This window comes from Arthrobacter sp. EpRS71, from assembly GCF_001512285.1.
Classification (GTDB): Bacteria; Actinomycetota; Actinomycetes; order Actinomycetales; family Micrococcaceae; genus Arthrobacter.
In genome coordinates this window covers 1,285,992-1,312,347 of the sequence record NZ_LNUV01000006.1, presented here as the reverse complement: position 1 = coordinate 1,312,347, position 26,356 = coordinate 1,285,992, and the positions used below count along the sequence as shown (strand labels likewise).

Genomic DNA, 26,356 nt, shown 5'->3' with positions numbered 1-26,356 from the left:
CCAGGATTGGGGTCCGGACGTTCAGCGGCTCCGTATCAAAGTAAACGTTTTCTTGACCCTTGTACAGCCTTTTGCTAATTTTTGAGAAAGCGTTTTCTTGCGAAGGCGCCTGAACTTGTTTTTCCACGCTGACGAAGCCCGGCGTGCGCTGGAGCACACCTTCCGCATCGATAAGGCAGGACACTATTGTTTCCCACCCACTCCGCCTGCCATGACCACCGTTGACATGGCAGCAACCCCCACCCGTCCCAGCGCACTGGCTGCATACGAGGATTGGCCGGCCTATGCAGCCAAGCACCGGCTCACCGCTGACACAGTGGAAGTCCGGCAACTTGCCGACACCCTTGGCGTGCCCGCCGTAACACCGGACCTTGAGTACACGGTGCTCTCCGAATCAGAGCACGACGGCGTCATCACCTCGCATTTGCAGTGGCAGCTGGGGTTCGGCCCGGCGACGTCCGCTTGGTTCGTGCGACCTGCCGGCGCCACCGCTCCGCTGCCAGGGGTGCTCGCCCTCCACTGCCATGGCGGGATCAAGGCCTACGGTGCGGAGCGGCTGGTGCGCTTCCCTCACGATGTGAAGCGTCACGACGGCGGCGCCCCCTTAGGCGACAGGCCCGGCGGTGACAGGCCCGGCGGTGCCGGAGGTTCTCCCGTGATGGGGTTGCCGCCCCTGGATATCAGGGCAAAGCTCTATGGCGGCCGGCCACTCGCCACCTGGCTGGCCCGGCAGGGCTTCGCTGTCCTTGCGCACGACACCTTCATGTGGGGCAGCCGCCGCTTCGGGCTCGATCCCCTTCCCTGGCGGACTGCCAACGCCGTCAACGGCCAGCAGGCACTACGGCGGGAGGCCGGCGTCGAACTTTCCGCGGCGGAATACTACGACGCGGCCGCTGCCGCCCACGAGGAAACCGTGGCGAAAGCCGCAATGCTGATCGGTACCAGCGTTGCCGGGACCGTTGCCCATGACGATCTCGCGGCCCTGGGTGTCCTCGCGTCCCTGCCGGGCGTGGATGCGGACCGGCTCGGATGCCTGGGTTTCTCAGGAGGCGGCGGACGGGCCATGGTGCTCGGTGCAATGAGCCCGCGGATCCGCAGCTACGTGGTCACGTGCATGATGACCACGTTCGAAGCTCTCCTTCCCGCATACCTGGACGCCCACTCCTGGTTACTGCACTCCCCGGGCCTCGCGCGGTTGGGCGAGTGGCCGGACCTCGCCATCCGTTCCACCGCCGAAAGGGTGCTGGTCCAATACGCCCTGGCTGACCCCCTTTTCCCGGAACAGGGAATGCGCGATGCCCACCAGCACCTGCTGCAGGACATGCCCGACCGCTATACCGGCAGCTTTTGGCAGGAACCCCACGTTTTCACCCGGGCCATGCAGGACGAGGCCGCCGCGTTCCTCGCGACCGCGCTGCAGCCCCGCCACTCCACCACTACCCACGCACCTGATCCCGCTAGGACAGCCTCATGACACAAACCTCAACCGACACCACAACGGAGGGCACTGCCCGGATCCCCCGCATCGCACTGGTGGGTGTGCACGGCTTCGGCGAACGGCACTTGGACAACCTCGGTCGGCTAAGTGCCAACGGTGCGCTGGAGCTGGTGGCCGTCGCCGATCCGAGACCCCCGGCAGACGAAACGCTTGGCCCGGAAGTGAAGGTCTTCGCTTCCCTTGACGAGCTCCTGGCTGCGGGAACCGCCCCGGACGTGGTCATCATCTCCACCCCCATCCAGACGCACGCACCCCTTGCCATCGCCGCCCTCAACGCAGGGGCCCACGTATACCTGGAAAAGCCGCCGGTGGCTTCCATGGCGCAATTCGAGGAAGTCCTGGCGGCGGCTGCGAGCGCCGGCCGCCTCGTACAAGTGGGTTTTCAAAGCCTGGGTTCAGAGGCATTGCCGGCGATCGAAGCCCTGGTGGCTTCCGGCGAGATCGGCGACATTCGAGGTATCAGCGCCACCGGTTTGTGGCTGCGGAGCAAGGCGTACTTCAAGCGCTCACGATGGGCCGGCAAGCGAAGCCTCAACGGAACCGACGTGGTGGACGGAGTGGCCACCAATGCTTTGGCCCATGCTGTGGCAACGGGTCTGCGGCTCGCTGGTGCGCGGACTGTGGCGGACGTTGAATCCGTGGAAACGGACCTGTACCGGGCCAACGACACCGAGAGCGATGACACCTCCGTGGTGCGGGTACGGACCACGGCGGGGTTTGACGGAAACACCGCGTCTGGGGGCGGAAGCACGGTACTGACGTGCGCCCTGACGCTATGTGCGCCCGTGCAGTCAGCGCCGTCGGTCACCCTTTACGGAACCCTCGGTCAGCTCACGCTCTTCTACACGGAGGACCGCCTGGAGCTCACCTCACCCCAAGGCACCCGGACGGAGACCTTCGGGCGAACCGACCTGCTGGAGAACCTGCTGGCCGCCCGCACGGAACAGGATCTGCTCAGCCCGCTGTCCGGATCCGGCGCCTACGTCTCTGTCTTGGAGACCATCCGCACAGCAGACTCGCCCCAGCCAATATCCCCGGAATTCATCACGTGGGAAGGCGAGGGCGACTCCGCCCACCCCGTGGTCCACGGCATCGAATCAATGATCCGCCGGGCAGCCCTGGGGCAGGCCACGTTCGCCGAGCTCGGAGCCCCTTGGACGTCATCCGGCGAACCCATTCTGGACTCTGACAGCGCCCTGCACATCAAGGGCACGCCCGTAGCTACTTTGCAGGACGGTTCCCGGATCCGGCCAACGTCGTCACCGCGCCCTTACCTGCACCCCGTACGGACCCTCGCGGGAACAGTGGTCACCGATCACATCCCGGAGGACCACGTGTGGCATCTGGGAGCGGGAGTCGCCCTCCAGGACGTTGACGGGACCAACTTCTGGGGAGGCCGAACCTACACCCGTGACGCCGGCGCATACATCTGGCGCAAGGACCACGGCCGCATCGTCACGGAGTCCGCGGAGCACAGTGATGGACACAGGCGCGAGCAACTGAGCTGGCTCGGCCCTGACCACACACCCGTGCTCCGCGAACAGCGCGAGTGGCGCTGGGCCGCCGTCGGGACTTCAACATGGAAACTGACGCTGGATTTCACGCTGGAGTCAGCCACGGGACAGCCGGTGCTGCTGGGCAGCCCTGGCTCCAACGGACGGCCGCAGGGCGGATACGGCGGCTTCTTCTGGCGGCTACCGAAGGTTGGCGACGCCACTATTTGGACTCCCGACGGCCGGGGCGAGGACGCCGTGCACGGCACCGTGGCGCCGTGGCTGGCGTGGTCTGGAACGTTCGACGCCGGAACGGCCAACGCCGCCCAGGTCACCGGCGACACCGGGCTGGGGCACCCCGCGACGCTCGTGTTCCTTGCCTCACCGCAGGCACCGGACCCGTGGTTCGTGCGGCACTCGGGATACCCGGGGGTGGGGCTGTCCCTGGCCTGGGACGCCCCGGTGACCACCGAACCGGGTCACCCTGTCCACAGGACCGTCACCGTCCTCGTCACGGACGGCTTCCTGGCCACACAAGACATTGAACAACTCATCACAACTTTGGGGGAACCGGCATGACCACGCCTACTCAATTCACGCCAGCCCTGACCGCAGACGCCGCGCCTGGCAACGTCGCCGACCGTGCAGTGAAGCGCCAGCGGGTGCTGGACATCATGGACGCTGCGGGTCGGGACTCGCTGTTGCTCACATCCAACACGGCCCTTACCTGGTATTTGGACGGCAGCCGGGTGCACATCAGCCTGGCCGGCGATCCCATCGCAGCCCTCTTGGTGGACCGCTCCGGTGATCACCTGGTCACGTTCAACAATGAGGCCGGCCGGATCGCGGCTGAAGAACTCCCGGACGGCGTCAGTCTGGACACCGTTCCATGGAATGGGCAGTTGCACGCCGTCGCGGCAGGGCTGGCCGTTGACGGAGACCCCTTGGTTGAAGCGGCGGTCGCGGCGGAACTGCGTGCGGCCCGCCAGCAACTCCTGCCAGGCGAGAGGGCCCGCTACGCCCAACTTTCGGCCGACGCAGCCGCCGCCATGACCGATGTCCTGACGGCTGCGACACCGGAAACCACGGAGTTCCAGCTCGTCTCGGAACTGGCCGCCCGTATTGTCTCGGTGGGCGCCGAGCCGTTGGTCCTGCTGTGTAACGGCGCTTCCCGGAGCGACTTCCGGCATCCACTGGCCACGCACTCCCCCCTCGGCCGCCGCGCCATGGCCGTGGTGTGCGCACGCCGGAACGGCTTGGTTGCCAACGTGACCCGCTGGGTGGCGTTCGACGCCGGCGCTCCCCAGGAGCTCGACGCCGAGGCCCGCATCGCCGCAGTTGAGGCAGACATCTTCCGGGCCACGGTCCCCGGCGCCAGGCTCAACGAGGTCTTCACCGAGATCAAGCGGGCCTACGCCCGTCACGGTTTTGGCGAGGACCAGTGGACGCTCCATCACCAGGGCGGACCCGCCGGTTATGCAGGCCGCGACCCCCGCGTCACGGCAGAGGTCACGGACACCATCGTCCTCAACCAGCCCTTTACGTGGAACCCGTCCGGCCCCGGCGTGAAGATCGAGGACACGGTGCTGCTCACGGATTCCGGTCTGCGTGTCCTGACCACCGACGACCGTTGGCCGAGCACCCACGTGGACGGCCGTCGTCGTCCACTGACGCTTCGCCCGTAAGCAACGCAAAGGGGCGGGGTCACCGTGATGGTGACCCCGCCCCTTTTCCGTGTGCGCTTACCCAAGTAGGTAGCAGTTCAGGTCGTTCTCAGGGCTCAGAACGACGCGAACTGCTACCTACTTGGGTGCGGGTGGTTCGGGTGGGTGGGTTAGCTGAGTGTCAGCACGCCGTCCACGCGCCGGGGGATGCCCAGCGGGTTGGCGTCGTGCAAGGCCGGGTGCAGGACAGTCTCCGGAGCGTCCTGGTAAGCCACCGGACGCTGGAAACGGCGCACGGCAGTAGCGCCCACGGAAGTGAACAGCGACGTCGTGGCCGGGTACGGGCCACCATGCTGCTGTGCCCAGTTCACGGCCACACCCGTGGGCCAGCCATCGAAGAGGACCCGGCCGGCGAGGCCACTGAGTTGCTCCACCAACGCCGAGACATCCTCGCCCGGCTGGGCGTGCACCGTGCCTGTGAGGCTGCCCGGGACCTTCGCGAGGGCTGCGGACAGTTCGTCCTGGTTGGCGTATTCAATGAGCAGCGTGGTGGGGCCGAAGCACTCCTCCAACAGCTCTTCGGGACGTTCCAGCACGTTCGCGGCGCTGGTGGAGAACACCACGGGCGCGGCGCCGTCGGCCAGGCTGTTCTGCTCCACGGTGCCACTGACGACGGCGACGCCCGGCTGATCTGCGACGTTACGGAGCCCATCCGGGTAGGCCTCCGCGATCCGCTCGGTGAGCATGGCGGCTGTGGGCTTGACCTTGCTGGCCTCGGCCAGGTGGGATGCGAAGTCAGTACCGGCCGGCAGGAACACCAGTCCCGGCTTGGTGCAGAACTGCCCCGCGCCCATGGTGAACGAGCCGGCCAGGCCTGCGGCGAGCTGCTGGCCACGTTCGGCCAAGGCGTCGGCCGTGATGACCACCGGGTTCAGGCTGCCCAGTTCCCCGTAGAACGGGATGGGCTCCGGACGGGAGTTTGCGAGATCGAACAACGCCCGCCCGCCCGGGATGGAGCCGGTGAAGCCGACGGCCTTGATGGCGGGGTCCTGAACCAGCGCGGTGCCTGCCTCACGGCCGCTGACCAAGGCGAAGATCCCTTCCGGGGCTCCTGCCTTGGCAAGTGCTTCGGTAACGATCTCGGCGGTCCGCTCGGAGAGCCGGATATGTCCCGAGTGCGCCTTGACGATCACCGGGCAACCCACGGCCAGCGCGGACGCAGTGTCGCCGCCCGCCACGGAGAAAGCGAACGGGAAGTTCGACGCCGAGAACACCGCTACCGGGCCGATGGGACGCAGGATGCGGCGCAGGTCAGGCTTGGGCGGAGTGGACGCCGGGTCAGCGTGATCGATGACGGCCTCAAGGTACGAGCCCTCCGTGATCACGTTGGCGAAAAGGCGCAACTGTCCGCTGGTCCTCGCCACCTCCCCAGTGAGCCGGGCAGTGCCAAGGCTCGTTTCGGAATCGGCGATGGCCACCAGTTCAGTGACATTGGCGTCCAAGGCATCGGCGACGGCGTTCAGCCAGGCGGCGCGCTCGGCGTCGGACGCTGCTGCGGTGACCTTTGCGGCTTCCGTGGCTGCGGCGGTGATGGCTGTCAGGTCAAGAGTTGCTGTACTCAATGCGGTTTCCTTTACTCTCAGGGACGGCGGTCTCAGGGGCAGCGCCCTCGGTTGCGGGCTGGGTTGGCAGTTGTGCCGGCTTTCCGCTGAAGTCGAAGCCCAGCCCAAGGCAGCCGGTGCTGTTGAGCCGGCTTCTGCCAGTGCTGTTACTGATCCGAACCGGGGAAGGTCCGGCCAGGATGCCGAGCTGCTCGAAGGAGGCGTCTTCCACGTCTTCCACGCTCACGGCCTCGGCCAGGGTGAGGGCCAGCTGCCCGGAGAGTTCCGGGAGCAGGTGCGGTGCCACCCTGATGCTGTTGGCGCGGGCCAGCTCAACAATCCTGCGGAACGGGGTAATGCCGCCCACCCGGACGATGTTGGGCTGGATGATGTCCACGGCTTCTGCTTCGATGAAGTCGCGGAAGCGGTAGATGGTGTGGACGTTCTCGCCCAGTGCAATGGGCACCGGCGACTGCTTGCGCAGGCGGCGGTAGGCCCAGAGGTCGTCGGCGCGGATCGGTTCTTCCAGCCACTCCAGTCCGTACTCCCCCAACACATCCAAGGCACGGAACGTATGGGCGAGGTCCCATCGCTGGTTGGCGTCGATCATGAGCAGCCGGTCCGGGCCGATCACAGCCCTGACGGCGGCGACGCGCTCGGCGTCTTCCCGGAGTTCGGGTTTGCCCACCTTGATCTTCACCGCATTGTGTCCCGCAGCCACCCACCGCTGGGCTTGCTCCACGAGCTGCTCCAAGGTGTAGTGCAAATTCACGCCTGAGCCATACACCTCCACAGATTCCTGGCGTTGGCCCAGGAGTCCCGTGACGGATGTGCCCGCCTGCCTGGCCCTCAAGTCCCAGAGCGCAAGGTCAACTCCGGCCATCGCGATGGTGGTCAGTCCTCCCCCGCCGGCCTCGTGCAGTCGTTTCCACAGCTGGTCCCACACGATCTCCGGGTTGACTTCCAGCCCGGCCACAAAAGGCGCAATATCGTAATCCAGCAGGGCTTTGACCGCCTGGGGACCAATGGTGGGTGTCCAGGCGAAACCGTGGCCCGTGCCGCCGTCGTCCGTGGTCAGTTCGGTGACGATCACATGATTCTCAGGCGCTTCCGCACCCCAGCTGCGCAGCAGCGGCACCGTGATCAGCCGGGTGGTGAGGCCCGTGATGCGGGCGGGCATCAGCTACCGGCCAGCTCGTGGCCCTTGGCCAGGATGGACTTGAGCTCCAGCAGTTGTTCCTCGTTGGGGTCAACCAGCGGCGGACGGACCGGGCCCACAGGCAATCCGGCGAGCCGAAGACCGGCCTTGATGAGGGAGACGCCAAAGCCCGGAGTCTGGTCGCGGAGGCGGACGAGCGGCGCGTAGAAACCTTCAAGCAGGGCGTGGCGGCGCTCTTCGTCGCCTGACACGTAGGCGTCATAGTAGGCCTTGGCGATTTCGGGGGCCATGGCGAACGCAGCCGAGGAATACAGCGGGATGCCGAGGCCGCGGTAGGCGCCCTGGGTCAGTTCTGCCGTGAGGAGGCCGTTGAAGAGTGCGAAGTCCGTCCGGCCGCTCGCGTTGATGGCCGAGACGATTTCCTGGGCCAGGCCCACATCGCCGATTCCGTCTTTGAAGCCAACCACCTTCGGGTTGGCGGTGAGGCGCGTGATTGCCTCCGCGGTGAACTTGGCGGTTCCGCGGTGGTACACGATCACGGGCAGGCTGCTCGCTGCGGCGATGGCTTCCACGTAGGCCACTACACCGTCGGTGGGCCCGGTGACAAGGTACGGCGGGAGCACCAGAAGGGCATCCGCGCCGGCTTCCTCGGCCACCTTGGCGGCGGCAATGGCGTGACCCAGGGGTCCGCCGGCTCCGGAAACAACCGGCACGGCTCCTGCAACAGCCTCGACGGCGGCAGTCACCACGGTGCGGATCTCCTCCAGGGAGAGCGCATGGAATTCACCGGTGCCGCAGGCGGGGAACACGCCACCCGGGCCGAAGGGAAGGCGGGAGGTGATGTGTTCCTTGAGCAGGGCCACATCTACCGTGCCGTCTTCAGCAAAGGGGGTGACGGGGAAGAACAGTACGCCGTCGAATTTCATGGGGTCTCCTTGGTTGCTCCCGCCGGGACCAGGCCGGCGTGGGTCTCGTCATTGAGTGATGCTTGTTCGCTTGATGCTGTGTCTGCGCCCTCGAAAGGCGGCGTAAGTTCGGTGCGCCAGGTGCGCTTCGGCTCCCAGCCGAGGAGCTCGCGGGCTTTGTCGATGGAGAACGCCGGGCTGGTGCCGGTCAGGTGTTCGGTGAGGGGTCCGCTGCCGGGCAGGAACCGCGGGAAGAGCTCTGCCAGCGGAGCCGTGGCCAAGGCATCCTTTGCACCAACAAAGAACACCTGGCCGTTGGGGATGGAATCCATCTTCTCCAGCAGCACGTCCAGGAAATCGGCAACGTCCCGGGCATCGACGTAGTTGAACAACGCCGGCGCGGAAAGCGCAGGATCCTGCAGCCGCTCCCGGACTGTGTGGCCCTGCTGCGTCAGGGCCCCTTCCCACTCCTCCGGTGAAATCACGTAGCAGGGACGGAAGGCTGCGTACCTGATCTTGTTGCCCTGCGCTGAAGCGAACATCTGCACGGTCTGCTCGGCGATCAACTTGGACAACGCGTAGGCGTTCCACGGCTTGGGCGGCGTCTGCTCGTCCAGGGGGAACGACGGCGGCAGCCACCCGGCCGGTGAGCCATAGCCCAGGGCGGTGGGGCTGGACGCCGTCACGATCTTCGGAACGCCAGCGTCAGTGGCCGCACTGACCACCGCAAAGGCGAGCCGGGTGTTCGTGCTGAAAATGACGTCCTCAGGTGCGCTGAAAGGTACGGCAATAGCAGCGAGGTGGATGACGGCGTCGGGCGCTGTTTCCCGGATGAGCCGCTCCGCCTCCCCCGGTGCGAGGAGATCTGCGGTGTGTTGCTCAGCTCCTGCCGGCAACAGTTCCTCGGGGATGGCATCCCGGTCAACCGAGATGACTTTGTGTCCCGCCTGGGCCAATCCGGCAACCACGCTGCGACCCAGCCGGCCGGAGCCGCCGGTGACGAAAATCCTGCTCATGTGCGTTTCCTGGTTTCTTGTTTTTCTGTTGGCTGGTCAGTCTTGGCCGCGGCTGAGATCCGCGCCGAGGCCGAGTTCGCTGATTCGGACGGGAAGATCGGTGTCCAGGGACTTGTTGCCGGCAATGCCCACCGACACCGAGCGGAGGCCGTCGATGTAGCCGGACGGACGGCCCAACGGATCAACGCCCGGGCCGTTGAAGAGATCCGAAAGGAGCAGGTTGTCGCCGCCACCATGGCCCCCTTCGCCGTTGATAATGGGCACCTCGTAGGCAGCTTCCCAGTGACGCTGGACCACCAGGCGTTCGCCGTTCCGGCGCACGGCGTCCTCTTCCTCAATGGGGGTGGCGCTCGGGTCCACCACGGTCTTCTTGTCGGTGCTGGATTCGACGGCGGCGCGCTCCACCACTTCGAGTTCAGCCCGGCCTTCCGTGCCGTTGACGGTGACGCGGTAGCCTTCCCACGGGCTGTGGGCGTTGAGGGAGTAGCTCAGCGTGGGTCCACCTTGGTAGTCCACCACCAGGGCGAGGTTGTCCTCGATGGTGATGCCCTCGGTGAATACGTCCTGATCACGGATGTAGCCGTCGAACTTCTCGTTGTCGTAGTACAGAGCCTTGAGGCGCTCGTCCTCACGCATGTCCAGGCGGAACGGATCGTGTTCGAGGCCATCCACGGTGCCGCGTTCCGGACGGGCTCCCAGGCCACGCTCTGCAGCGTTCTTGTCGCCGTAGAAGCGAAGGCCACCGGAAGCGAACACGCGCTCGGGGACATCGTTGATCCACCAGTTGACCAGGTCGAAGTGGTGCGAGGCCTTGTGGATGAGCAGGCCGCCGGAGTTCTTCTTTTCGCGGTGCCAGCGGCGGAAGTAGTCAGCGCCGTGCACGGTATCCAGCACCCAGCTGAAGTCGATGGACGTGACCTTTCCGATCACGCCGTTCTGGATGACTTCCTTGAGCGCGCTGTTGCGCGGCGAGTAGCGATAGTTGAACGTGACAACCACGTTTTTGCCGGTCTTCGCCACGGCTTCGGTGATACGGCGGCAACCGTCCACGTCGATGGTCAGCGGCTTTTCAACCACGACGTCGGCACCGGCCTCCAGCGCTTCAACGATGTAGTCCGCGTGGGTGTAGTCGGGCGTGGTGACGATGACGCGCTCGATGCCGTTGGACTGGATAAAGCTGGTGAGTTCGCCTGGTGCGAAAGACGCCACCGGCTCCGTTCCGCCGAGCTCCTTGATCAAGTCCTGGTAGAAGTCCACGCGGCCTTGGTTGACGTCAGACAACGCAATGAGTTCCGCGACGTCCGCATGCTGCCCGTAGATGGCCCGGATGTACATTTCCGAGCGGCCGCCGGTTCCGATCAGTGCGATGCGGGTCCGCTGGGAGGCTTGGGGCTGGATGGTCGTTTCGGCAGATTCGGTGTGGGTCTCGGCTGAGTCGACATTGACCATGTTGGCCATGAGAGATGCCCCTTTCAGAAAGGCAGAAGTGAACCGCTTGACGTCCCGGCTTCGTATGGGAAGAATCATGAGAAAGCGTTTTCTCAGAGCGTTATAAGCTTTGTATCAAGACTCTGGTGGTCACGTCAACCACTGCTCCAACGACGGAGCACGCGGGAGGCGAGCAATGGGAAGGGGCCACATGGCACGCAGGAACACCAACAGGCGCGTTGGGATTGCCGATGTCGCAGAGAAGGCGGGCGTCTCGCACGCCACCGTTTCACGCGTCATGAACGGTAATGCCGCCGTGGATCCCGGCATTGCGGCGAGGGTTCGAGCCGCCGCCGTTGAATTGAAGTACCAGCCAAACCCCGTGGGACGATCACTTGCCCTCGGAAAAACCGACACGATCGGCATTGTGGTGCCGGACCTCGCCAACCCCACCTTTCAGGCAATCCTCCGCGGGCTCAGCATTGCTGCCGCGCAGGACGGGTACCGCGTCCTTATTGCGGACTCCTCGGAAGTTACCAGCGAGGAATCGATCCTCGCGGGCGAGGCACGACGCCGTTGCGATGGCGTGGTGCTCTGCGCTCCCCGCATGAGCGATGCCGAGCTGGAGGAGCTTGCTCCTACCCTGCATCCGCTGGTGCTGATCAACCGCACCACCATCGCCACGAACACTCCCAGCCTGAGTGTGGACTACGGGCAGGGCATCCAGGAATTGGCGCAGCACCTGGTGACTTTGGGGCACCGCCGCCTGGCCTTCCTTTCCGGCCCCGAGCACAGCGCCTCGAATCGCCAGCGACTGGTGGGCTTGGATCAATTCCGGGCCGAACACCCTGAGATCGAGCTGCAGATGCTCCACGGCGGTTCCAACTTCGACTCCGGGCACGAATCCACCGAAGCCATCATCTCCAGTGGCGCCACCGGGATCCTGGCATTCAACGACCTCGTGGCCATGGGACTGCTCAGCGGCCTGCACGAGCGGGGCATCCGCGTTCCGGAGGACATCTCCGTGACTGGCTTCGATGACATCCCGTTCGCCAAATACACCACTCCCCCTTTGACCACTGCGGCCGTGCCCATCAACGAGCTCGGAAGCCTGGCCTGGCGGAGAATGCGGGAACAGATTCAGCAGGCCGGCGAAACAGCCACCCAGGCGCAGGACGAGTTCTCGCCCAGGGTACAGATCCGCAAGAGCACCGCGGCACCGGCCCTCACTCCCGCCTAGGTACAACGCGGGGTCACTTATGGCCCCTTCAGAGCGGTTTTAGGGGCCATAAGTGACCCCGCGTTGCTCTACGGCGTGGGGTTGGAGCCCACTCCGGCCTCCGCGTAGAAGCCCTGGATGTGCGCGGCCACAAGCTCAGCCGCCTTGCCGCCGTCGTGGTTGTTCACAGCGGTGAGAATGGCACGATGTTCGGCCCGAAGCCTGGCGCACGTTGTGTCCCAATCAGGCAGATTGCCCGTCAACTCACCCGCATAGTTCTCGATTGCGCCCCTGAGCGAGGCCATCATGGCACTGACCACCGAGTTGCCTGCCGCCCGCGCGAGCGCCACATGGAACCGGGCATCAAGGGGCAGGAAAGTGTCGATATCCGGCGCCGCATCCATCTGGTCCAGGAGCTCCGCGGCTTCCTCCAGCGCCGGAACGCCCACTTTGGCCCGTTCCGCCGCCCAGGACTCAAGCAGGACGCGGGTCTCCACAATGTCCGCCACCGGAAGGTGTCGGGTGGCTACATGCAGCCGGAGGGTTGAACCCAGCGCGGACCCAGGCTCGGCGATGACCACCGTCCCTGCATCCTTTCCCGAGCCCACCCCGGCACGGACCACGCCCATCGCCTCAAGGATCCTGACGGCTTCACGCACGGAGGTCCGGGAAACCTGCAGCTGCTCGGCCATGGCGCGCTCACCCGGCAGCCGTCCGCCCAAGGCGAGGTCTCCGTCAGACAACTGTTTCTCGATCCATTGCAGGACCAACTCGTGGGTACGCATACCGGAATACTAGTTGATGTGGTCCAACCACATGGATTACTGTGTGGTTAGACCACAGTGACAGGACCACAGAATTCAAGGGAGAACCGCATGACCGACACCCTCGACCCCAAGATCACGGCCGCGCCAGCCAATGCCGGCAGCGACGAAACCGTGACCCGCCCCGCGCAGCCGGGATCCGCCGTCGGGCAGCGATCTGCCCTGCAGCCACCGGCGCTCAAGCGCCGCGTACCCAAGGTGGCAGACCTGGCGCCGCTGATGCAGTTCAAGAAGCCGGAATTCAGCAAAACAGCGCGACTCAAGCGAGCCAGCACTATCTGGGAACTACGCGACATCGCCAAACGCCGCACCCCGCAGGCACCGTTCGACTACACCGATGGTGCGGCCGAAGAAGAGATCACCCTGCGCCGTGCGCGCCAGGCTTTCCAGGACATCGAGTTCCGCCCCGGCATCCTGCGCGACGTCTCCACAATCGATCTCCGCACCGATATCCTCGGCAAGGAGTCACGGCTGCCATTCGGCATCGCACCCACCGGCTTCACGCGCATGATGCAGTCCGAAGGCGAATACGCCGGCTCCCAGGCAGCTGAGGCCGCAGGTATTCCCTACACTCTGTCCACCATGGGCACGGCGTCGATTGAAGACGTGGCCACCGCTGCCCCCAACGGCCGGAACTGGTTCCAGTTGTACCTCTGGACGGACCGCGCCCGCTCCCTCGAACTGATCGAGCGGGCCGCCAAGGCCGGCAACGACACCCTCATGGTCACCGTGGACACGGCAGTAGCCGGGGCCCGCCTTCGCGATGTCCGCAACGGCATGACCATCCCGCCGGCACTGACACTGAAGACCGTGCTGGACGCGTCCTACCGCCCCGCATGGTGGTTCAACTTCCTGACCCACGAGCCCCTGACGTTTGCCTCGCTCTCGCGGTACACCGGCACCGTGGCCGATCTCATCAACTCCATGTTCGACCCCACCCTCACCTACGAGGACCTGGATTGGCTGCGCGAAACCTGGAAGGGCAAGCTCGTGGTCAAGGGCATCCAGACCGTGGAGGACGCCCGCAAGGTAGTGGACCATGGTGCCGACGGCATCATCCTGTCCAACCATGGCGGCCGCCAACTGGACCGCGCACCCATTCCGTTCCACCTGCTGCCGGAGGTCACTGCGGCACTGAAGGCGGACAACAGCAAGGCCCCAGTCATGCTGGATACGGGCATCATGAGCGGTGCTGACATCGTGGCAGCCCTTGCCCTGGGCGCCGACTTCGCACTGATCGGCCGCGCCTATCTCTACGGCCTGATGGCCGGCGGACGCGAGGGCGTGGACCGCACCATCCAGATCCTGGAGAAGGACATGACCCGGACCATGGCACTCCTCGGCGTCAGCAAGGTAGCGGACCTCAACCCGGACCACGTGCGGCTGCTGCAGCGCTAACCGCACCCAAGTAGGTCGCAGATCAGGTCGTTTTGAGCGCTGAGAACGACCTGATCTGCTACCCAGTTGGGCAAGGTGCTAGATCAGGCCCTGGGCCAGCATGGCGTCGGCTACCTTGACGAACCCGCCGATGTTGGCACCCACCACGTAGTTTCCGGGCGCACCGTATTCGTCGGCAGTTTCGGCGCAGCGATCATGGATGCCCACCATGATCTCGGTGAGGCGCTGCTCGGTGTGTTCGAAGGACCATGAATCACGGCTGGCGTTCTGCTGCATTTCCAGCGCGGAAGTGGCAACACCGCCGGCGTTGGCTGCCTTACCCGGGCCAAACAGGATCCCGGCTTCCTGGAAGACCGAGACAGCTGAGCGGGTGGACGGCATATTGGCGCCCTCAGCCACCGCGATCAGACCGTTGCTGACCAACTTCGCGGCAGCATCGCCGTCGAGCTCGTTCTGCGTGGCGCAGGGCAAGGCAACGGTTCCATTAACGTCCCACACCGAACCGCCCGAAACGTGGCTCGCTCCCGGCCGCCGGGCGGCGTACTCAGTGAGTCGCCCGCGCTCCACTTCCTTGATCCGGCTCAGCAGCGCGACGTCGATCCCGGCCTCGTCCACGATGTAGCCGGCGGAGTCCGAACAAGCCACCACGGTGGCACCGAGCGACTGCGCCTTGGCGATCGCATGGATGGCAACGTTGCCCGAGCCCGACACCACAACGCGCTGGCCGTCGAAGGACTGCCCGCGGGTTTTGAGCATCTCCTGGGCAAAGATCACAGTGCCGTAGCCGGTGGCCTCAGGACGAACCAAGGAACCGCCCCATGAAATCCCCTTGCCCGTGAGGACGCCGGATTCGTAGCGGTTGGTGATGCGCTTGTACTGGCCGAAGAGGTAGCCGATCTCACGGCCACCCACGCCAATATCGCCCGCCGGGACGTCGGTGTACTCACCGATGTGGCGGTAGAGCTCAGTCATGAAGGACTGGCAGAACCGCATGATTTCAGCATCGGAGCGTCCGCGGGGATCGAAGTCCGAGCCACCCTTGCCGCCACCAATGGGCATGCCAGTGAGCGCATTTTTGAAGATCTGCTCGAAGCCGAGGAACTTCACGATTCCCAGATACACCGAGGGATGGAAACGGAGCCCGCCCTTGTAGGGGCCGAGAGCCGAGTTGAACTCCACCCTGAAGCCACGGTTGACGTGGACGCGGCCGGCGTCATCGGTCCAAGGGACGCGGAAGATGATCTGGCGCTCGGGCTCGCACAGGCGTTCCAGAACGGCGCCTTCAAGGAATTCAGGATGACGATCGTGCACGGGGCCGAGGCTTTCGAAGACCTCGGTAACGGCTTGGTGGAATTCCTTCTCCCCCGGGTTCCGCGCCAACACAGTGTCGCGGACAGCTTCCAGCCTTGAATCCATGCGTCTTCCTATCCTCAGTGCGCCGGCCAGCGGCGAGACGATCAGTTCCGCCCATGGTTGCACCGAGGGATGTGGGATCTCCATCCGAAGCCAATGTGACCCGCATCGCGGAGTTAACACAACTGTAGAAAATCGTTGAAAACTCAAGGAAACGGGAGATTAACAAAAACTCACAATGTGATAAGGATCACGTTAGATCGAGTAGTGCTATCGCTTGCGGCCGAACTTGGGAAGGTTGGGCAAGTTCGGAAGATTCGCCAGAAGATCAGCGGCCTTCGTGGCGGCGCGACCAACGGTGCGGCCAATCTGCTGGGGCACAGTATCGTCCGAGGCCGGATCCAAAGAAACCGGGATTCCGCTTGCGTGGACCTTCACAGCCTGGCCCACGGCGTCCGCACGGGTGGCCGGGACCTCCGGAGCCGGAACAACAGCTGCAGCAGGCTGCACGGCGGCAGGCTCTGCCGCGGGACGCACCTCAGAAGGCACGACGACGGCGGGAGCCGGGGTGCCGACGTCGAACGTTTCCAGCCAGCTGGCGACGCCGGCCAGCGGCTTGGGATTCAGCGCGTAGAAGCGCTTCTGGCCCTGGGCACGCATGCTGACGAGATCCGCCTCACGGAGCACCTTCAAGTGCTTGGAGATGGTGGGCTGGCTCGCAGCCAGTTCTTCCACCAGTTCGCCTACAGCTTTATCCCCAGAGCGGAGGGAGACCAGGATGTCGCGCCTGGTTGCCTCAGCTATGACGGCAAATACGTCGTCAGTCACCATGCCTTACACCCTAGCGACATATACGCCGATTGGCATCCCTGTTTCGTGGCGCTACAGGCACCCCAACCAGACCAGCGACGCTCAGTGGAGGCGGTGAACTATCAGTCGAACCAAGGATCCAGGCCGTAAAGGGGGAAGATCTCCTTGCGCGTGGCAATAACGGTCCGGTCAACCTCGTCCGCGGGATCGTAGCCGACCTCCCAGGAACGCCACCAGACGTCCACGTCATCGCCCATGGATTCCGGGGCCCACACCCCGTAGGTTTCCTTCACATACGTCCGCCAGGCTTCAGGCACCGGCGTGCGGAGCGGTACCGGGCGCTGCGTCACCATTCCGATCAGGTGGCTCCAAGCCCGCGGCACCACACCGGTGACGTCATAGCCGCCTCCGCCGGTAGCGATCCAGCGGTTGTCGCAGTAGCGGGCGGCAAGTCCGGCGACGGCGGAAGCCGCCTCACGCTGCCCGTCAACGCTGAGGTTCAGGTGCGTCAGGGGATCGTCACGGTGGGAATCGCACCCGTGTTGGCTCACGATGACTTCGGGTTGGAACGCGCCAACAAGCTGCGGGACCACCGCATGGAAAGCCCGCAACCAGGCCGCGTCCCCCGTGAACGCAGGGAGTGCGACGTTGACCGCAGTTCCCGGAGCGTTCGGGCCGCCGGTTTCATTGGCAAATCCGGTCCCGGGGAAAAGGGTGAGGCCCGTTTCGTGCAGGCTGATGGTCATGACGCGGGGGTCATTCCAGAAAATACTTTGCGTACCGTCGCCGTGGTGCGCATCGACGTCGATACTCACCACCCGTTGCACGCCGCCGTCGAGCAACCGCTGGATGGCCAGCGCGACGTCGTTATAGACACAGAAACCGCTGGCCCGCTCACGCGCGGCATGATGCATCCCTCCGCTGAAGTTCACAGCACGGACGGCCTGGCCGCTCAGGATGGTCTCAGCCGCCACGAGGGAACCGCCGGCGAGGCGGGCACTGGCCTCGTGCATGCCGGCAAACGCGGGATCGTCTTCTGTTCCCAGTCCGCGGTCCTCCTCCGGCGTGGAAGGATCAGCACTGACCCGGCGCACAGCCTCCACATATGCGGGGCTATGGACGGAAAAAAGTTCGACGTCGGTGGCCACCGTGGGTGCCTGGACGGCCACATGGTTGTGGTCAAAGAGGCCAAGGGATTGAGCAAGCCGCGCTGTCAGCTCAAGCCGTTGCGGCGCCATGGGATGACCCGGGCCAAAGTTGTAGGCAGTCATGGCTGGATCCCACACCACCGTCGTTGGCAGTGCGGACCGCGTAATGCTGGAAGCTGTAGTTCCAAGCCGTGAGTTCATCCAGAACAGGCTACCTGAGCCCCGAGCAGCCTTCCGCCCGGTTACGCCGCGGGAATAGTGGTTTACTACTCAGGAAAGCTTGTTCAACCGAGGAAGAGCGCCATGTCTCAAAGCCAGTCGCGGTCCACGAGCCCGACCAACTGGCAACCCAACCAGCAGGAGCGGGAAGGTCTGTGGATCTTCACGCGCGTGCGCGACTTCATCGACAACATTGCCAACACCTCACCGGCGCGTTTGGCGTTGACCGTCTTTGCCGTGGTGATCCTGGTTTTCACGGGGTTGCTGTCCCTGCCCGCCGCTTCGTCGGCAGGCACCGTCACACCCCTGCACCAGGCAATGTTCACGGCAGTTTCCAGCGTTTGCGTTACTGGACTGACAGTAGTTTCAACCGCCACGCACTGGACCTTCTTTGGTCAGCTGGTCATCCTGATAGGCATCTTCGTTGGTGGCCTCGGCACCCTGACGTTGGCCTCCCTGCTTGCCCTCATGGTCAGCAAACGGCTGGGCGTGCGCGGCAAACTCATCGCCCAGGAAGCCATGAACAATGCGGGCAGGCTTGGCGAGGTGGGTACCTTGCTCCGGATCGTGATCGTGACCTCCGTGGTCATTGAGGCAGCGCTGGCGCTGGCGCTTATCCCGCGCTTCATCATGCTCGGCGAAGACTTCTGGCAGGCTGTGTGGCACGGCGTTTTTTATTCGATCTCCGCCTTTAACAACGCTGGATTCACGCCGCATTCGGATGGCATCGTCCCCTACGAAACCGATCTTTGGATCCTTATTCCGTTGATGTTGGGCGTGTTCCTCGGCAGCCTCGGATTCCCGGTGGTGATGGTGCTGCAGCAGAACGGGCTCAACTGGAAAAAGTGGAACCTCCACACCAAGCTCACCATCCAGGTCTCCTTCATCCTGCTCGCGGCAGGCACGGTCCTGTGGGGCTTGATGGAATGGGACAACCTACGGACCATCGGCCACATGGACGTTGGCGACAAGGTGATCCATTCCTTGTTCGCCTCCGTCATGACCCGCTCGGGCGGCTTCAACCTCGTGGATCAAAACCACATGGAATCCACCACCATGCTCCTCACCGATGCCCTCATGTTTGCCGGCGGCGGCTCCGCCTCCACGGCCGGTGGTATCAAGGTGACAACCATAGCCGTCATGTTCCTGGCCATCATGGCTGAAGCCCGCGGCGACGCCGATGTGAAGGTCTACGGACGCACCATTCCCCAAGGCACCATGCGCGTGGCCATCTCCGTGATCGTAGCCGGTGCCACCCTGGTGTCAGTGGCGGCATTCCTGTTGCTCTCCATCAGCGGCGCCTCACTGGACCGGGTGCTCTTCGAATCCATTTCCGCCTTCGCTACCGTGGGACTGAGCACCAACCTCAGTGCCGAGCTGCCGCCGTCGGGCGTTTACGTCCTGACCGCTTTGATGTTCGCCGGCCGCGTGGGCACCGTAACCCTGGCGGCCGGATTGGCTCTGCGCCAACGCAGCCAGCTGTACCACTACCCGGAAGAGAGGCCAATCATTGGCTAGTAGCACAGGGGCAGCCAACCGCCCCGCCCACAACTCACCAGTGCTGGTCATTGGCCTCGGCAGGTTCGGATCCGCCACCGCTGAGCAACTGGTCAAGCAGGGCCGTGAAGTCCTGGCCATCGAGCGCGACACCACCCTCGTCCAGAAATGGGCGCCTGTGCTCACTCACGTGGTGGAAGCAGATGCCACCAATATTGATGCGCTGCGCCAGTTGGGTGCCCAGGAGTTCAGCTCGGCGGTAGTGGGCGTTGGCACGTCCATCGAGTCCTCAGTGCTCATTACCGTGAACCTGGTGGACTTGGGAATCCAACATCTCTGGGTCAAGGCCATCACACCCTCGCACGGCAAGATCCTCACCAGGATCGGCGCCAACCACGTGATCTATCCCGAGGCTGACGCCGGTGTCCGCGCCGCCCACCTGGTGTCCGGGCGAATGCTGGACTTCATCGAGTTCGACGACGACTACGCGATCGTCAAAATGTACCCGCCCAAGGAAACGGTGGGCTTCACGCTGGAAGAATCCAAGGTCCGCTCGAAGTATGGAGTGACCATTGTGGGCGTGAAAACGCCGGGCGAGGACTTCACGTATGCCCGGCCGGAAACCAAGGTGTCCGGCCACGACATGTTGATCGTGTCCGGACACGTGGACTTGCTGGAGCGCTTCGCGGCGCGGCCGTAGTGGTCAGCCTAGCTGCTTGGTGATTTCTGCTGCACGGGCTGCTGCCGCACGCGCACCGTCGGCAATGATCTTGGGGATGCCGCCGTCGTCGAAAGCCGCGATAGCCCGCTCGGTGGTGCCGTTGGGGCTGGTGACGGCGATGCGCAGGGCTGAGGGGTCCGCACCCGGTTCGGCCAGCATGAAACCGGCGCCCGCAACGGTTTCGCGGGCAAGCATCACGGACAGTTCCTGGTCCAGGCCAAGCTCGACGCCGGCCGCAGCCATGGCTTCTGCGAGGTAGAACGCGTAGGCCGGACCGGAGCCGCTGATGGCCGAGAGTGCATCAACCTGCTCTTCAGGGATCTCCACCACCGTGCCCGCGCCGGCAAATGCTTTCTTGGCCCTTTCGAGCTGCTCGGGCGTGCAGTGCGTACCCGGGGAGACGGAGATGACGCCGCGGCCCAGGCGTGCCGGCGTGTTGGGCATGGTGCGGATAACCGGTTGCCCGTCCGGCAGCGCCGCTTCAAGCTGTGCGATGGAGACCGCCGCTGCGACGCTGACAACAATCGTGTCCTCCGCCAGCGCGGGGCTGATTTCCCGGGCCAGGTCCAGGATGCCCACCGGCTTGACGCCCAGGATGACCATTCCCGAGCCTTTGGTGGCCAGTTTGTTGTTGTCCGGCTCTTCCTCGCCCGCAATGGCCATGACCCCATGGCGTTGGGCCAGCTCATCGGCGCGTTCGGCCCGGCGGACGGTAGCGACGATGTCCGCGGGGTCCGTCCCGGCGGCAACAAGACCGCCCAGGATTGCCTCGTTCATGGATCCACAGCCAAGGAATGCGATTCGGTTGCTCATGGCTCCATCATTGCAGTTGGCCGCGGACGGGGTCTAACGGATTTCAGATTCCCAGCTTGCTCCCAAGGTTATTGCAGGCAGCACTCATGCTTGGTCCGTAACTTAGTAATTACCTCATTGAGGGTGCGAGTGATGAAGGCGGGCATGGGGATGTCCGCCAGCAGCACCGGCGGCCGGGCGGGTTTTCCCCCATTTCCCGATTCGGCCGCCGGTGCTTTCGCTTTTAAGCGCTGGTGGCGCGTTAGCAGTCCCGCGCTAGTTATCTACGGAGCGCAGCGACGGGACGCTGAGGTGCTGCCTGGCGAAGCGCAGCGTCTCCGCCAGCATTTCCTCGCGCTCCCCCGCCACCTTCGCCTTCCGGGTTGAAATCTCGGCCACAACCACGCCGTCGAAACCGGTGGCCGCCAAGTGCTGCAAGGCCTCGGCACACTGTTGCGTTCCGGTACCGGGCACCAGGTGTTCGTCCTTGCCGGAGCCCGAACCATCGGTGAGGTGGACGTGCCGGAGCTTGCTACCGAGCGCCTTAATGGCTTCCAAACTGTTGGCCCCGGCAGTCGCGGCGTGCGAGAAGTCCCACGTGACGTCGTCGTAATCCTGGCCCAACGGGTCCCAATGCGGCAGGTAGGCCACCGCCTCGCGCCCCCGGACCCGCCACGGGTACATGTTCTCCACGGCGATGCGCACCCGGTACCTCGCGGCGATTTCGCGAACGCCTTCCACGAAATTCTCCGCGTAATTGGACTGCCAGCGGAAGGGCGGGTGAGCCACCACCGTGTCACATCCGACGTCCGCGGCCATTTGGCACGACTTCTCGATCTTGTTCCACGCCGTGCCCCACACCTGCTGCGTCAACAGCAAGGTAGGAGCATGGATGGAGACAATCTCCTGGTGGTAACGGTGGCTTAGCTGGATCAGGGCATCGGGGTTCTGGCTCACCGCGTTGTTGGTGACCATCACCTCGACGCCCTCGTAACCCAGGTCCTGTGCCACCGCGAAGGCGTCATGGACGCTCAGGGGGTACACAGACGCGCTGGACAGCGCCACGGGAATTTGGCGGTCATTCACTTCAGGTTCGACGTCGTTGCTCATCTCAGGAGGCCAGCCCGCCTGCCACTGGGGCTGGGACCGGTGTTGGGGACGGTGTGTTGACAGGGAGGGGGAATTCCGTGACCCCCGGGTGGGGTTCTTCATGTTTATCGGGAGCCTTGCCGGCTTCCTTTGCTGCCTTTTTCTTGGACTTGTCCTTCTTACGCTTCCCCACGTGGGGCGCCGGGTCCAGTGCTTCTTCAAAGACCAATTGGTCCAGCCGGCGCAGAATCAGGCCTTCGCGGAGGGCCCAAGGACAAATCTCCAACTTGGGGAATTCGAAGAGTTCCAGCGCCGCTTCAGCAACCAGGGCCCCTGCCAGCAATTGGCGGGCGCGGGCGTCGGAGACACCGGGTAGGTACAGCCGGTCTTCCACGGTCATGGCCGAAATACGCTGTGCCCACAGCCCCAGGTCCGCTGCGTGAAGCTCGCGCTTCACATACGGCCCTGCCGCGCTGGGGGCCGCACCGGCAATGCGCGCCAAGGAGCGGAAGGTCTTGGACGTGCCGGCCACCAGATTCGCCCGGCCCACTTCGTGGAAGTCCCGGACCACTGGCTTCAGCGTGGACCGGATATACCGGCGCAGTTCCTTCACACTCTTGGCACTGGGCGGATCGTCGTGGAGCCAATCCCTGGTCAATCGGCTGGCCCCCAAGGGAACGGAGGTGGCGTACTCAGGAAGTTCATCCGTTCCGTACGCCATTTCAAAAGAGCCGCCACCGATGTCCAGGTCAAGGATGGGACCGGCGCCCCATCCATACCAACGGCGTACGGCGAAGAAGGTCATGGACGCTTCTTCGCTGCCTGTGAGTTCCTGGAGGGTCACGGTGGTTTCGTGCTTCACCCGGGCCAAGACTTCCGCGCCATTGGTGGCTTCGCGAATGGCCGAAGTACAGAACGCCAAGAGGTCCTCGGCCTTGTGGCTTGCCGCAAACTCCCAAGCTTCCAGGACGAACTCGATGAGCTCATGCTGGCCGGCTTCGTTGATGTTGCCATCAGCGTCGAGGTACTGCACCAGTGAAAGTGGGCGCTTGTGGGAAGCAAAAGCTACCGGACGCGCGCCGGGGTGAGCGTCCACCAGCAGTAGGTGGACGGTATTGGACCCGATGTCGAGAACGCCAAGACGCATTCTGCCATTATTCACCGATTCGAAGCCGGCGAAGCAACTTGGCGGCGACGTTTCGCTGACGGATTGGTTGCCGACAGCTTGGGCGGGCCCTATTCGGCCGGCTCCCCGGCTTCGTCGGCGCGCTTGAAGTCGCGGCGAATGTTCGCAATGCCCTCGGGATCGATTTCGAAGCCGAATTCGCTTCCGGGGTTGATGACCATGCCCAGCTCGTCGCCGATGTTGCCGAGGATCGCTGACCCCATGGTTCCCAGGACGTGCGGGGCTGCTTCGAGGAAGCGCTCATCGACGCGGCTCGGGTGGCTGAACACGGCCAGAACAGGCTGGCCGTCCGCATTGGAGAGCACCAGAGGCTCCACCGAGGAGTCCGGGCCGTCCACGGCTTCCGAGCTGACGAGGTAGACCTCGTTGTTCAGGAAAGCGAGGATAACGTCCACCGGGTTCGCGTCCGGCTGTTCGGCCGAGGCGAGCTTGGCCTCGAGGTCGTTCAAGGGTTCGTTGTCCGGTGTAACCGTCTGTTCAGTCATGGTTCTACTCGACCACGATGGCGGCCGGGACGCAATTCGCGAGTGCTGCCCCGGCCGTCATGCCAACTACTTTTTGGCTGTTGCCCTCTTGGCCGGTGCCTTGCGGGTTGTGGTCCGCTTGACCGGCCCCTTGGCACGCTTTTCTGCCAATAGCTCCACGGCTTGTTCCCTGGTCAGTTCCTCCAGTGAGGTTGAGCGCGGCACGGTGATGTTGGTGACGCCGTCCGTGATGTAGGGGCCAAAGCGGCCTTCCTTCACCACAATGTTCTTCTCTGACACGGGGTCCGGACCGAACTCGGCCAGAGGAGGCACGGAGGCGCGGGCGCCACGCTGTTTGGGCTGCGAGTAGATCTCCAGAGCCTGTTCGAGGGTGATCGTGAAGATTTCCTCTTCCGAACCGATGGAGCGGGAGTCCGTACCCTTCTTCAGGTAAGGACCGAAGCGGCCGTTCTGCACCGTGATGGGGTTGCCGTCCGCGTCCTCGCCCAGGACCCGGGGCAGGCTCATGAGCGCAAGGGCTTCATCCAAGGTGACCGAATCCACGGTCATGGACTTGAACAGTGAACCCGTGCGCGGTTTGGCCTTCACCGGCTTTTTGGGGGGCTTGGGTTTGCCGTTCTTGTAATACTCAACAGGTTGGTTGGCGATTTGTTCCTCGGTCATCTCAGGGATGATCTCGGTGACATAGGCGCCGTATCGGCCGTTCTTGGCAACGATGGTGTGACCGGTGTGAGGGTCGGTTCCCAGAACCCGTTCCTCGGGGGCCGCAGTCTCCATGAGCTCTTTGGCTTTGGCGGCCGTGAGCTCGTCGGGAGCGAGTTCCTCGGGGACGTTGGCACGCGCGGACTCAACTACTTCGCCCGTCTTCGCGTCAAGGGTGGGGATGGAGCTTTCCAAATACGGGCCAAATTTGCCCACTCGCAGCGTGATGCCTTCCGCGATGGGCACGGAGTTGATCTCGCGAGCATCGATTTCGCCAAGGTTATTGACGATGCTCAGAAGGCCGGGATCAGCATCTTCACCGTAGTAGAAGTGCTTGAGCCAGGCAGCGCCGACTGCTTGGCCGTTGGCGATCTTGTCCAGGTCGCCTTCCATGTCTGCGGTGAACTCGTAGTCCACGTAGTCCGTGAAGTGCTGTTCCAGCAAACGGATCACGGAGAACGCAATCCAGCTGGGAACCAACGCTGAGCCCTGCTTACGGACGTAGCCACGGTCCTGGATGGTGGAAATCGTGGACGCGTACGTGGAGGGGCGGCCGATGCCCCGCTTTTCCAACTCAGCGGTCAGGGATGCTTCCGTGTAGCGTGGCGGCGGCGATGTTTCGTGGCCAACAGCCACGATGTCCGAAGCCGTGAGGGAATCATCCTTGGCAACGTTCGGCAGACGGCGGGCTTCCTCGGATTCGTCGTCACCACGGCTCTCGTCCTTACCCTCTTCATAGGCTGCGAGGAAGCCGGGGAAGGTGATGACCGTACCGGAAGCCGAGAATTCGGCGTCGCGTCCATCAGCGGCCACCGCACCGAGGCGGATGGTGGCAGTGGAGCCCTTGGCGTCAGCCATCTGGGAGGCCACGGTGCGCTTCCAGATGAGCTCGTACAGGCGGAACTCGTCGCCGCTCAGCTGCTTGGCAACCTGGGCCGGTGTACGGAAAGAGTCTCCAGCGGGACGGATGGCCTCGTGAGCTTCCTGGGCGTTGGCAGCCTTCTTGGCATAAACGCGGGGGCTCTGGGGGACGTACTCGGGACCATAGAGCTCGGAAGCCTGACGGCGCGCTGCGGTGAGTGCTTCATCGCTCAAGGCAGATGAGTCCGTACGCATATAGGTGATGTAGCCGTTTTCATAGAGTCGCTGGGCAACCTGCATGGTGCTCTTGGACGAGAAACGGAGCTTACGGCCCGCTTCCTGCTGGAGCGTGGAGGTGGTGAACGGCGCGGCAGGGCGGCGGGTGTACGGCTTGGTATCTACGGAGCGGACGCGGAAATCAGCATTCTCGAGGCCTGCGGCCAGAGACGTTGCGAGTTCCTCGTTGAGGTGCACCACGTTGGACGATGTCAGCTGACCGTTGTCATTGAAGTCCCGGCCGCTGGCTACCTTGGAGCCGTCCACGGCGGCAAGCTTTGCTTTGAACGAGCCCGAGTCTGAACCGAACTGGCCGGTGAGGTCCCAATAGGACGCTGCCCGGAAGGCCATGCGTTCACGTTCGCGGTCCACCACCATGCGGGTCACCACGGACTGAACGCGGCCGGCCGACAGCCCGCGGGCCACCTTGCGCCACAGCACCGGAGAGATCTCGTACCCATACAGGCGGTCAAGAATACGGCGCGTCTCTTGGGCGTCCACCAGAGCGGTGTCCACGTCCCGGAGGTTGTCCATGGCGCGGTGGATGGCTTCCTTGGTGATTTCACCAAAGGTCATGCGGTAGACGGGAACCTTGGGCTTCAGGACCTCCAGGAGGTGCCACGCGATGGCTTCGCCTTCGCGGTCCCCATCGGTTGCGAGGTAGAGCGCGTCAGCGTCTTTCAGCTGCGCCTTGAGCTCGGCGACCTTTTTCCTCTTGTCCGGGGAAACTACGTAGTACGGCTTGAAATCGTTTTCGACGTCAACGGCGAACTTGCCCAGCGAGGTCTTCTTCAGCTCGGCAGGGAGGTCCGACGGCTGCGGGAGATCCCGGATGTGGCCGATCGAAGCCTCGACGATGAAGCCCTCGCCGAGATACTTGGCGATGGTCTTGCTCTTGGCGGGAGACTCCACGATCACGAGTTTCTTGCCGGTTTTTGCCTTGCTGGGCACGGTGCTCCTACAGAAAAAATGTGTAATTGGGCTGGTGCCCATACTGGCCTAGTTCACCATA

General features: G+C 64.1%; 21 protein-coding genes. 7 read left to right on the top strand and 14 right to left on the bottom strand.

Features of this window, described 5'->3' with window-relative positions; genetic code table 11:
- The first annotated feature begins 211 nt into the window (after positions 1-211).
- From AR689_RS16370 to AR689_RS16360, 3 genes are read left to right on the top strand one after another with little or no spacing between them, the layout of a single operon-like run.
- Positions 212-1,474, top strand: a complete 1,263-nt coding sequence (locus tag AR689_RS16370; protein ID WP_062073848.1) for an acetylxylan esterase — start codon at positions 212-214, stop codon at positions 1,472-1,474.
- Complete coding sequence (locus AR689_RS16365) at positions 1,471-3,570, top strand: DUF6807 family protein (RefSeq protein ID WP_062071810.1); 2,100 nt, start codon at positions 1,471-1,473, stop codon at positions 3,568-3,570. The genes AR689_RS16370 and AR689_RS16365 overlap by 4 nt, the downstream gene beginning before the upstream one ends.
- Positions 3,567-4,676: a M24 family metallopeptidase gene (locus AR689_RS16360; RefSeq protein WP_062071809.1), complete on the top strand. Its 1,110-nt coding sequence runs from the start codon at positions 3,567-3,569 to the stop codon at positions 4,674-4,676. Before AR689_RS16365 ends, AR689_RS16360 begins: the two co-directional genes overlap by 4 nt.
- A 149-nt stretch (positions 4,677-4,825) precedes the next feature.
- Here AR689_RS16360 and AR689_RS16355 read toward each other — a convergent pair whose 3' ends face one another.
- The 5 genes from AR689_RS16355 to AR689_RS16335 are packed head-to-tail and all read right to left on the bottom strand — an operon-like array spanning position 4,826 to position 10,785.
- Entirely contained in the window at positions 4,826-6,277 is a 1,452-nt protein-coding gene (locus AR689_RS16355) for an aldehyde dehydrogenase (NADP(+)) (RefSeq protein ID WP_062071807.1), read from the bottom strand.
- The gene (locus tag AR689_RS16350; RefSeq protein WP_062071805.1) at positions 6,258-7,436 is read right to left on the bottom strand and encodes a mandelate racemase/muconate lactonizing enzyme family protein; all 1,179 of its coding nucleotides are present in this window, start codon (positions 7,434-7,436) and stop codon (positions 6,258-6,260) included. Before AR689_RS16350 ends, AR689_RS16355 begins: the two co-directional genes overlap by 20 nt.
- The gene (locus AR689_RS16345; RefSeq protein WP_062071803.1) at positions 7,436-8,341 is read right to left on the bottom strand and encodes a 5-dehydro-4-deoxyglucarate dehydratase; all 906 of its coding nucleotides are present in this window, start codon (positions 8,339-8,341) and stop codon (positions 7,436-7,438) included. Before AR689_RS16345 ends, AR689_RS16350 begins: the two co-directional genes overlap by 1 nt.
- Positions 8,338-9,336, bottom strand: coding sequence for an NAD-dependent epimerase/dehydratase family protein (locus AR689_RS16340; RefSeq protein WP_062071802.1), 999 nt, complete (start codon positions 9,334-9,336; stop codon positions 8,338-8,340). Before AR689_RS16340 ends, AR689_RS16345 begins: the two co-directional genes overlap by 4 nt.
- A gap of 36 nt (positions 9,337-9,372) precedes the next feature.
- A complete protein-coding gene (locus tag AR689_RS16335) occupies positions 9,373-10,785 on the bottom strand; it encodes a Gfo/Idh/MocA family protein (protein WP_062073847.1) in 1,413 nt (470 codons plus the stop codon).
- Between the two features lie 190 nt (positions 10,786-10,975).
- Here AR689_RS16335 and AR689_RS16330 point away from each other — a divergent pair, with 190 nt between their 5' ends.
- Positions 10,976-12,004: a LacI family DNA-binding transcriptional regulator gene (locus AR689_RS16330; RefSeq protein WP_062071800.1), complete on the top strand. Its 1,029-nt coding sequence runs from the start codon at positions 10,976-10,978 to the stop codon at positions 12,002-12,004.
- A gap of 68 nt (positions 12,005-12,072) precedes the next feature.
- On the opposite strand, the gene AR689_RS16325 is transcribed toward AR689_RS16330, so the two are convergent.
- Positions 12,073-12,768: a FadR/GntR family transcriptional regulator gene (locus tag AR689_RS16325; protein ID WP_062071799.1), complete on the bottom strand. Its 696-nt coding sequence runs from the start codon at positions 12,766-12,768 to the stop codon at positions 12,073-12,075.
- Positions 12,769-12,858: 90 nt separating this feature from the next.
- On the opposite strand from AR689_RS16325, the gene AR689_RS16320 reads away from it, so the two are divergent.
- Positions 12,859-14,205, top strand: coding sequence for an alpha-hydroxy acid oxidase (locus tag AR689_RS16320; protein ID WP_062071797.1), 1,347 nt, complete (start codon positions 12,859-12,861; stop codon positions 14,203-14,205).
- 78 nt (positions 14,206-14,283) lie between these two features.
- On the opposite strand, the gene gdhA is transcribed toward AR689_RS16320, so the two are convergent.
- From gdhA to AR689_RS16305, 3 genes are all read right to left on the bottom strand, one after another.
- The gene (gdhA, locus tag AR689_RS16315; protein ID WP_062071795.1) at positions 14,284-15,621 is read right to left on the bottom strand and encodes an NADP-specific glutamate dehydrogenase; all 1,338 of its coding nucleotides are present in this window, start codon (positions 15,619-15,621) and stop codon (positions 14,284-14,286) included.
- Positions 15,622-15,828: 207 nt separating this feature from the next.
- Entirely contained in the window at positions 15,829-16,389 is a 561-nt protein-coding gene (locus AR689_RS16310) for an ArsR/SmtB family transcription factor (RefSeq protein ID WP_062071794.1), read from the bottom strand.
- Positions 16,390-16,490: 101 nt separating this feature from the next.
- Complete coding sequence (locus tag AR689_RS16305) at positions 16,491-17,717, bottom strand: acetoin utilization protein AcuC (protein WP_062071792.1); 1,227 nt, start codon at positions 17,715-17,717, stop codon at positions 16,491-16,493.
- Positions 17,718-17,819: 102 nt separating this feature from the next.
- Here AR689_RS16305 and AR689_RS16300 point away from each other — a divergent pair, with 102 nt between their 5' ends.
- The gene (locus AR689_RS16300) at positions 17,820-19,253 is read left to right on the top strand and encodes a TrkH family potassium uptake protein (RefSeq protein ID WP_062071790.1); all 1,434 of its coding nucleotides are present in this window, start codon (positions 17,820-17,822) and stop codon (positions 19,251-19,253) included.
- 40 nt (positions 19,254-19,293) lie between these two features.
- Positions 19,294-19,932 (top strand): potassium channel family protein, encoded by a 639-nt coding sequence (locus AR689_RS16295; RefSeq protein WP_197412963.1) that lies wholly within the window; start codon positions 19,294-19,296, stop codon positions 19,930-19,932.
- Positions 19,933-19,935: 3 nt separating this feature from the next.
- On the opposite strand, the gene proC is transcribed toward AR689_RS16295, so the two are convergent.
- From proC to topA, 5 genes are all read right to left on the bottom strand, one after another.
- Entirely contained in the window at positions 19,936-20,766 is an 831-nt protein-coding gene (gene proC / locus AR689_RS16290) for a pyrroline-5-carboxylate reductase (protein WP_062071787.1), read from the bottom strand.
- A gap of 255 nt (positions 20,767-21,021) precedes the next feature.
- A complete protein-coding gene (locus AR689_RS16285) occupies positions 21,022-21,855 on the bottom strand; it encodes a sugar phosphate isomerase/epimerase family protein (RefSeq protein ID WP_062071785.1) in 834 nt (277 codons plus the stop codon).
- A 1-nt stretch (position 21,856) separates the two neighbouring features.
- On the bottom strand, positions 21,857-22,981 hold the full coding sequence (locus AR689_RS16280; protein ID WP_062071783.1) for a Ppx/GppA phosphatase family protein: 1,125 nt from the start codon (positions 22,979-22,981) through the stop codon (positions 21,857-21,859).
- Positions 22,982-23,070: 89 nt separating this feature from the next.
- Positions 23,071-23,505 (bottom strand): SseB family protein, encoded by a 435-nt coding sequence (locus tag AR689_RS16275; RefSeq protein ID WP_062071781.1) that lies wholly within the window; start codon positions 23,503-23,505, stop codon positions 23,071-23,073.
- Between the two features lie 66 nt (positions 23,506-23,571).
- Positions 23,572-26,295, bottom strand: a complete 2,724-nt coding sequence (gene topA, locus AR689_RS16270) for a type I DNA topoisomerase (RefSeq protein WP_062071780.1) — start codon at positions 26,293-26,295, stop codon at positions 23,572-23,574.
- Positions 26,296-26,356 lie beyond the last annotated feature (61 nt).

Bases quoted from the DNA above. Each gene is read 5' to 3' on its own strand.
- AR689_RS16330 (WP_062071800.1), top strand. From the start codon at position 10,976: ATGGCACGCAGGAACACCAACAGGCGCGTTGGGATTGCCGATGTCGCA.
- AR689_RS16320 (WP_062071797.1), top strand. From the start codon at position 12,859: ATGACCGACACCCTCGACCCCAAGATCACGGCCGCGCCAGCCAATGCC.
- AR689_RS16305 (WP_062071792.1), bottom strand. From the start codon at position 17,717: ATGAACTCACGGCTTGGAACTACAGCTTCCAGCATTACGCGGTCCGCA.
- gdhA (WP_062071795.1), bottom strand. From the start codon at position 15,621: ATGGATTCAAGGCTGGAAGCTGTCCGCGACACTGTGTTGGCGCGGAAC.
- AR689_RS16345 (WP_062071803.1), bottom strand. From the start codon at position 8,341: ATGAAATTCGACGGCGTACTGTTCTTCCCCGTCACCCCCTTTGCTGAA.
- AR689_RS16325 (WP_062071799.1), bottom strand. From the start codon at position 12,768: ATGCGTACCCACGAGTTGGTCCTGCAATGGATCGAGAAACAGTTGTCT.
- AR689_RS16335 (WP_062073847.1), bottom strand. From the start codon at position 10,785: ATGGTCAATGTCGACTCAGCCGAGACCCACACCGAATCTGCCGAAACG.
- AR689_RS16280 (WP_062071783.1), bottom strand. From the start codon at position 22,981: ATGCGTCTTGGCGTTCTCGACATCGGGTCCAATACCGTCCACCTACTG.
- proC (WP_062071787.1), bottom strand. From the start codon at position 20,766: ATGAGCAACCGAATCGCATTCCTTGGCTGTGGATCCATGAACGAGGCA.
- AR689_RS16350 (WP_062071805.1), bottom strand. From the start codon at position 7,436: ATGCCCGCCCGCATCACGGGCCTCACCACCCGGCTGATCACGGTGCCG.
- AR689_RS16340 (WP_062071802.1), bottom strand. From the start codon at position 9,336: ATGAGCAGGATTTTCGTCACCGGCGGCTCCGGCCGGCTGGGTCGCAGC.
- AR689_RS16285 (WP_062071785.1), bottom strand. From the start codon at position 21,855: ATGAGCAACGACGTCGAACCTGAAGTGAATGACCGCCAAATTCCCGTG.
- AR689_RS16370 (WP_062073848.1), top strand. From the start codon at position 212: ATGACCACCGTTGACATGGCAGCAACCCCCACCCGTCCCAGCGCACTG.
- AR689_RS16310 (WP_062071794.1), bottom strand. From the start codon at position 16,389: ATGGTGACTGACGACGTATTTGCCGTCATAGCTGAGGCAACCAGGCGC.
- AR689_RS16300 (WP_062071790.1), top strand. From the start codon at position 17,820: ATGTCTCAAAGCCAGTCGCGGTCCACGAGCCCGACCAACTGGCAACCC.
- AR689_RS16275 (WP_062071781.1), bottom strand. From the start codon at position 23,505: ATGACTGAACAGACGGTTACACCGGACAACGAACCCTTGAACGACCTC.
- AR689_RS16365 (WP_062071810.1), top strand. From the start codon at position 1,471: ATGACACAAACCTCAACCGACACCACAACGGAGGGCACTGCCCGGATC.
- AR689_RS16360 (WP_062071809.1), top strand. From the start codon at position 3,567: ATGACCACGCCTACTCAATTCACGCCAGCCCTGACCGCAGACGCCGCG.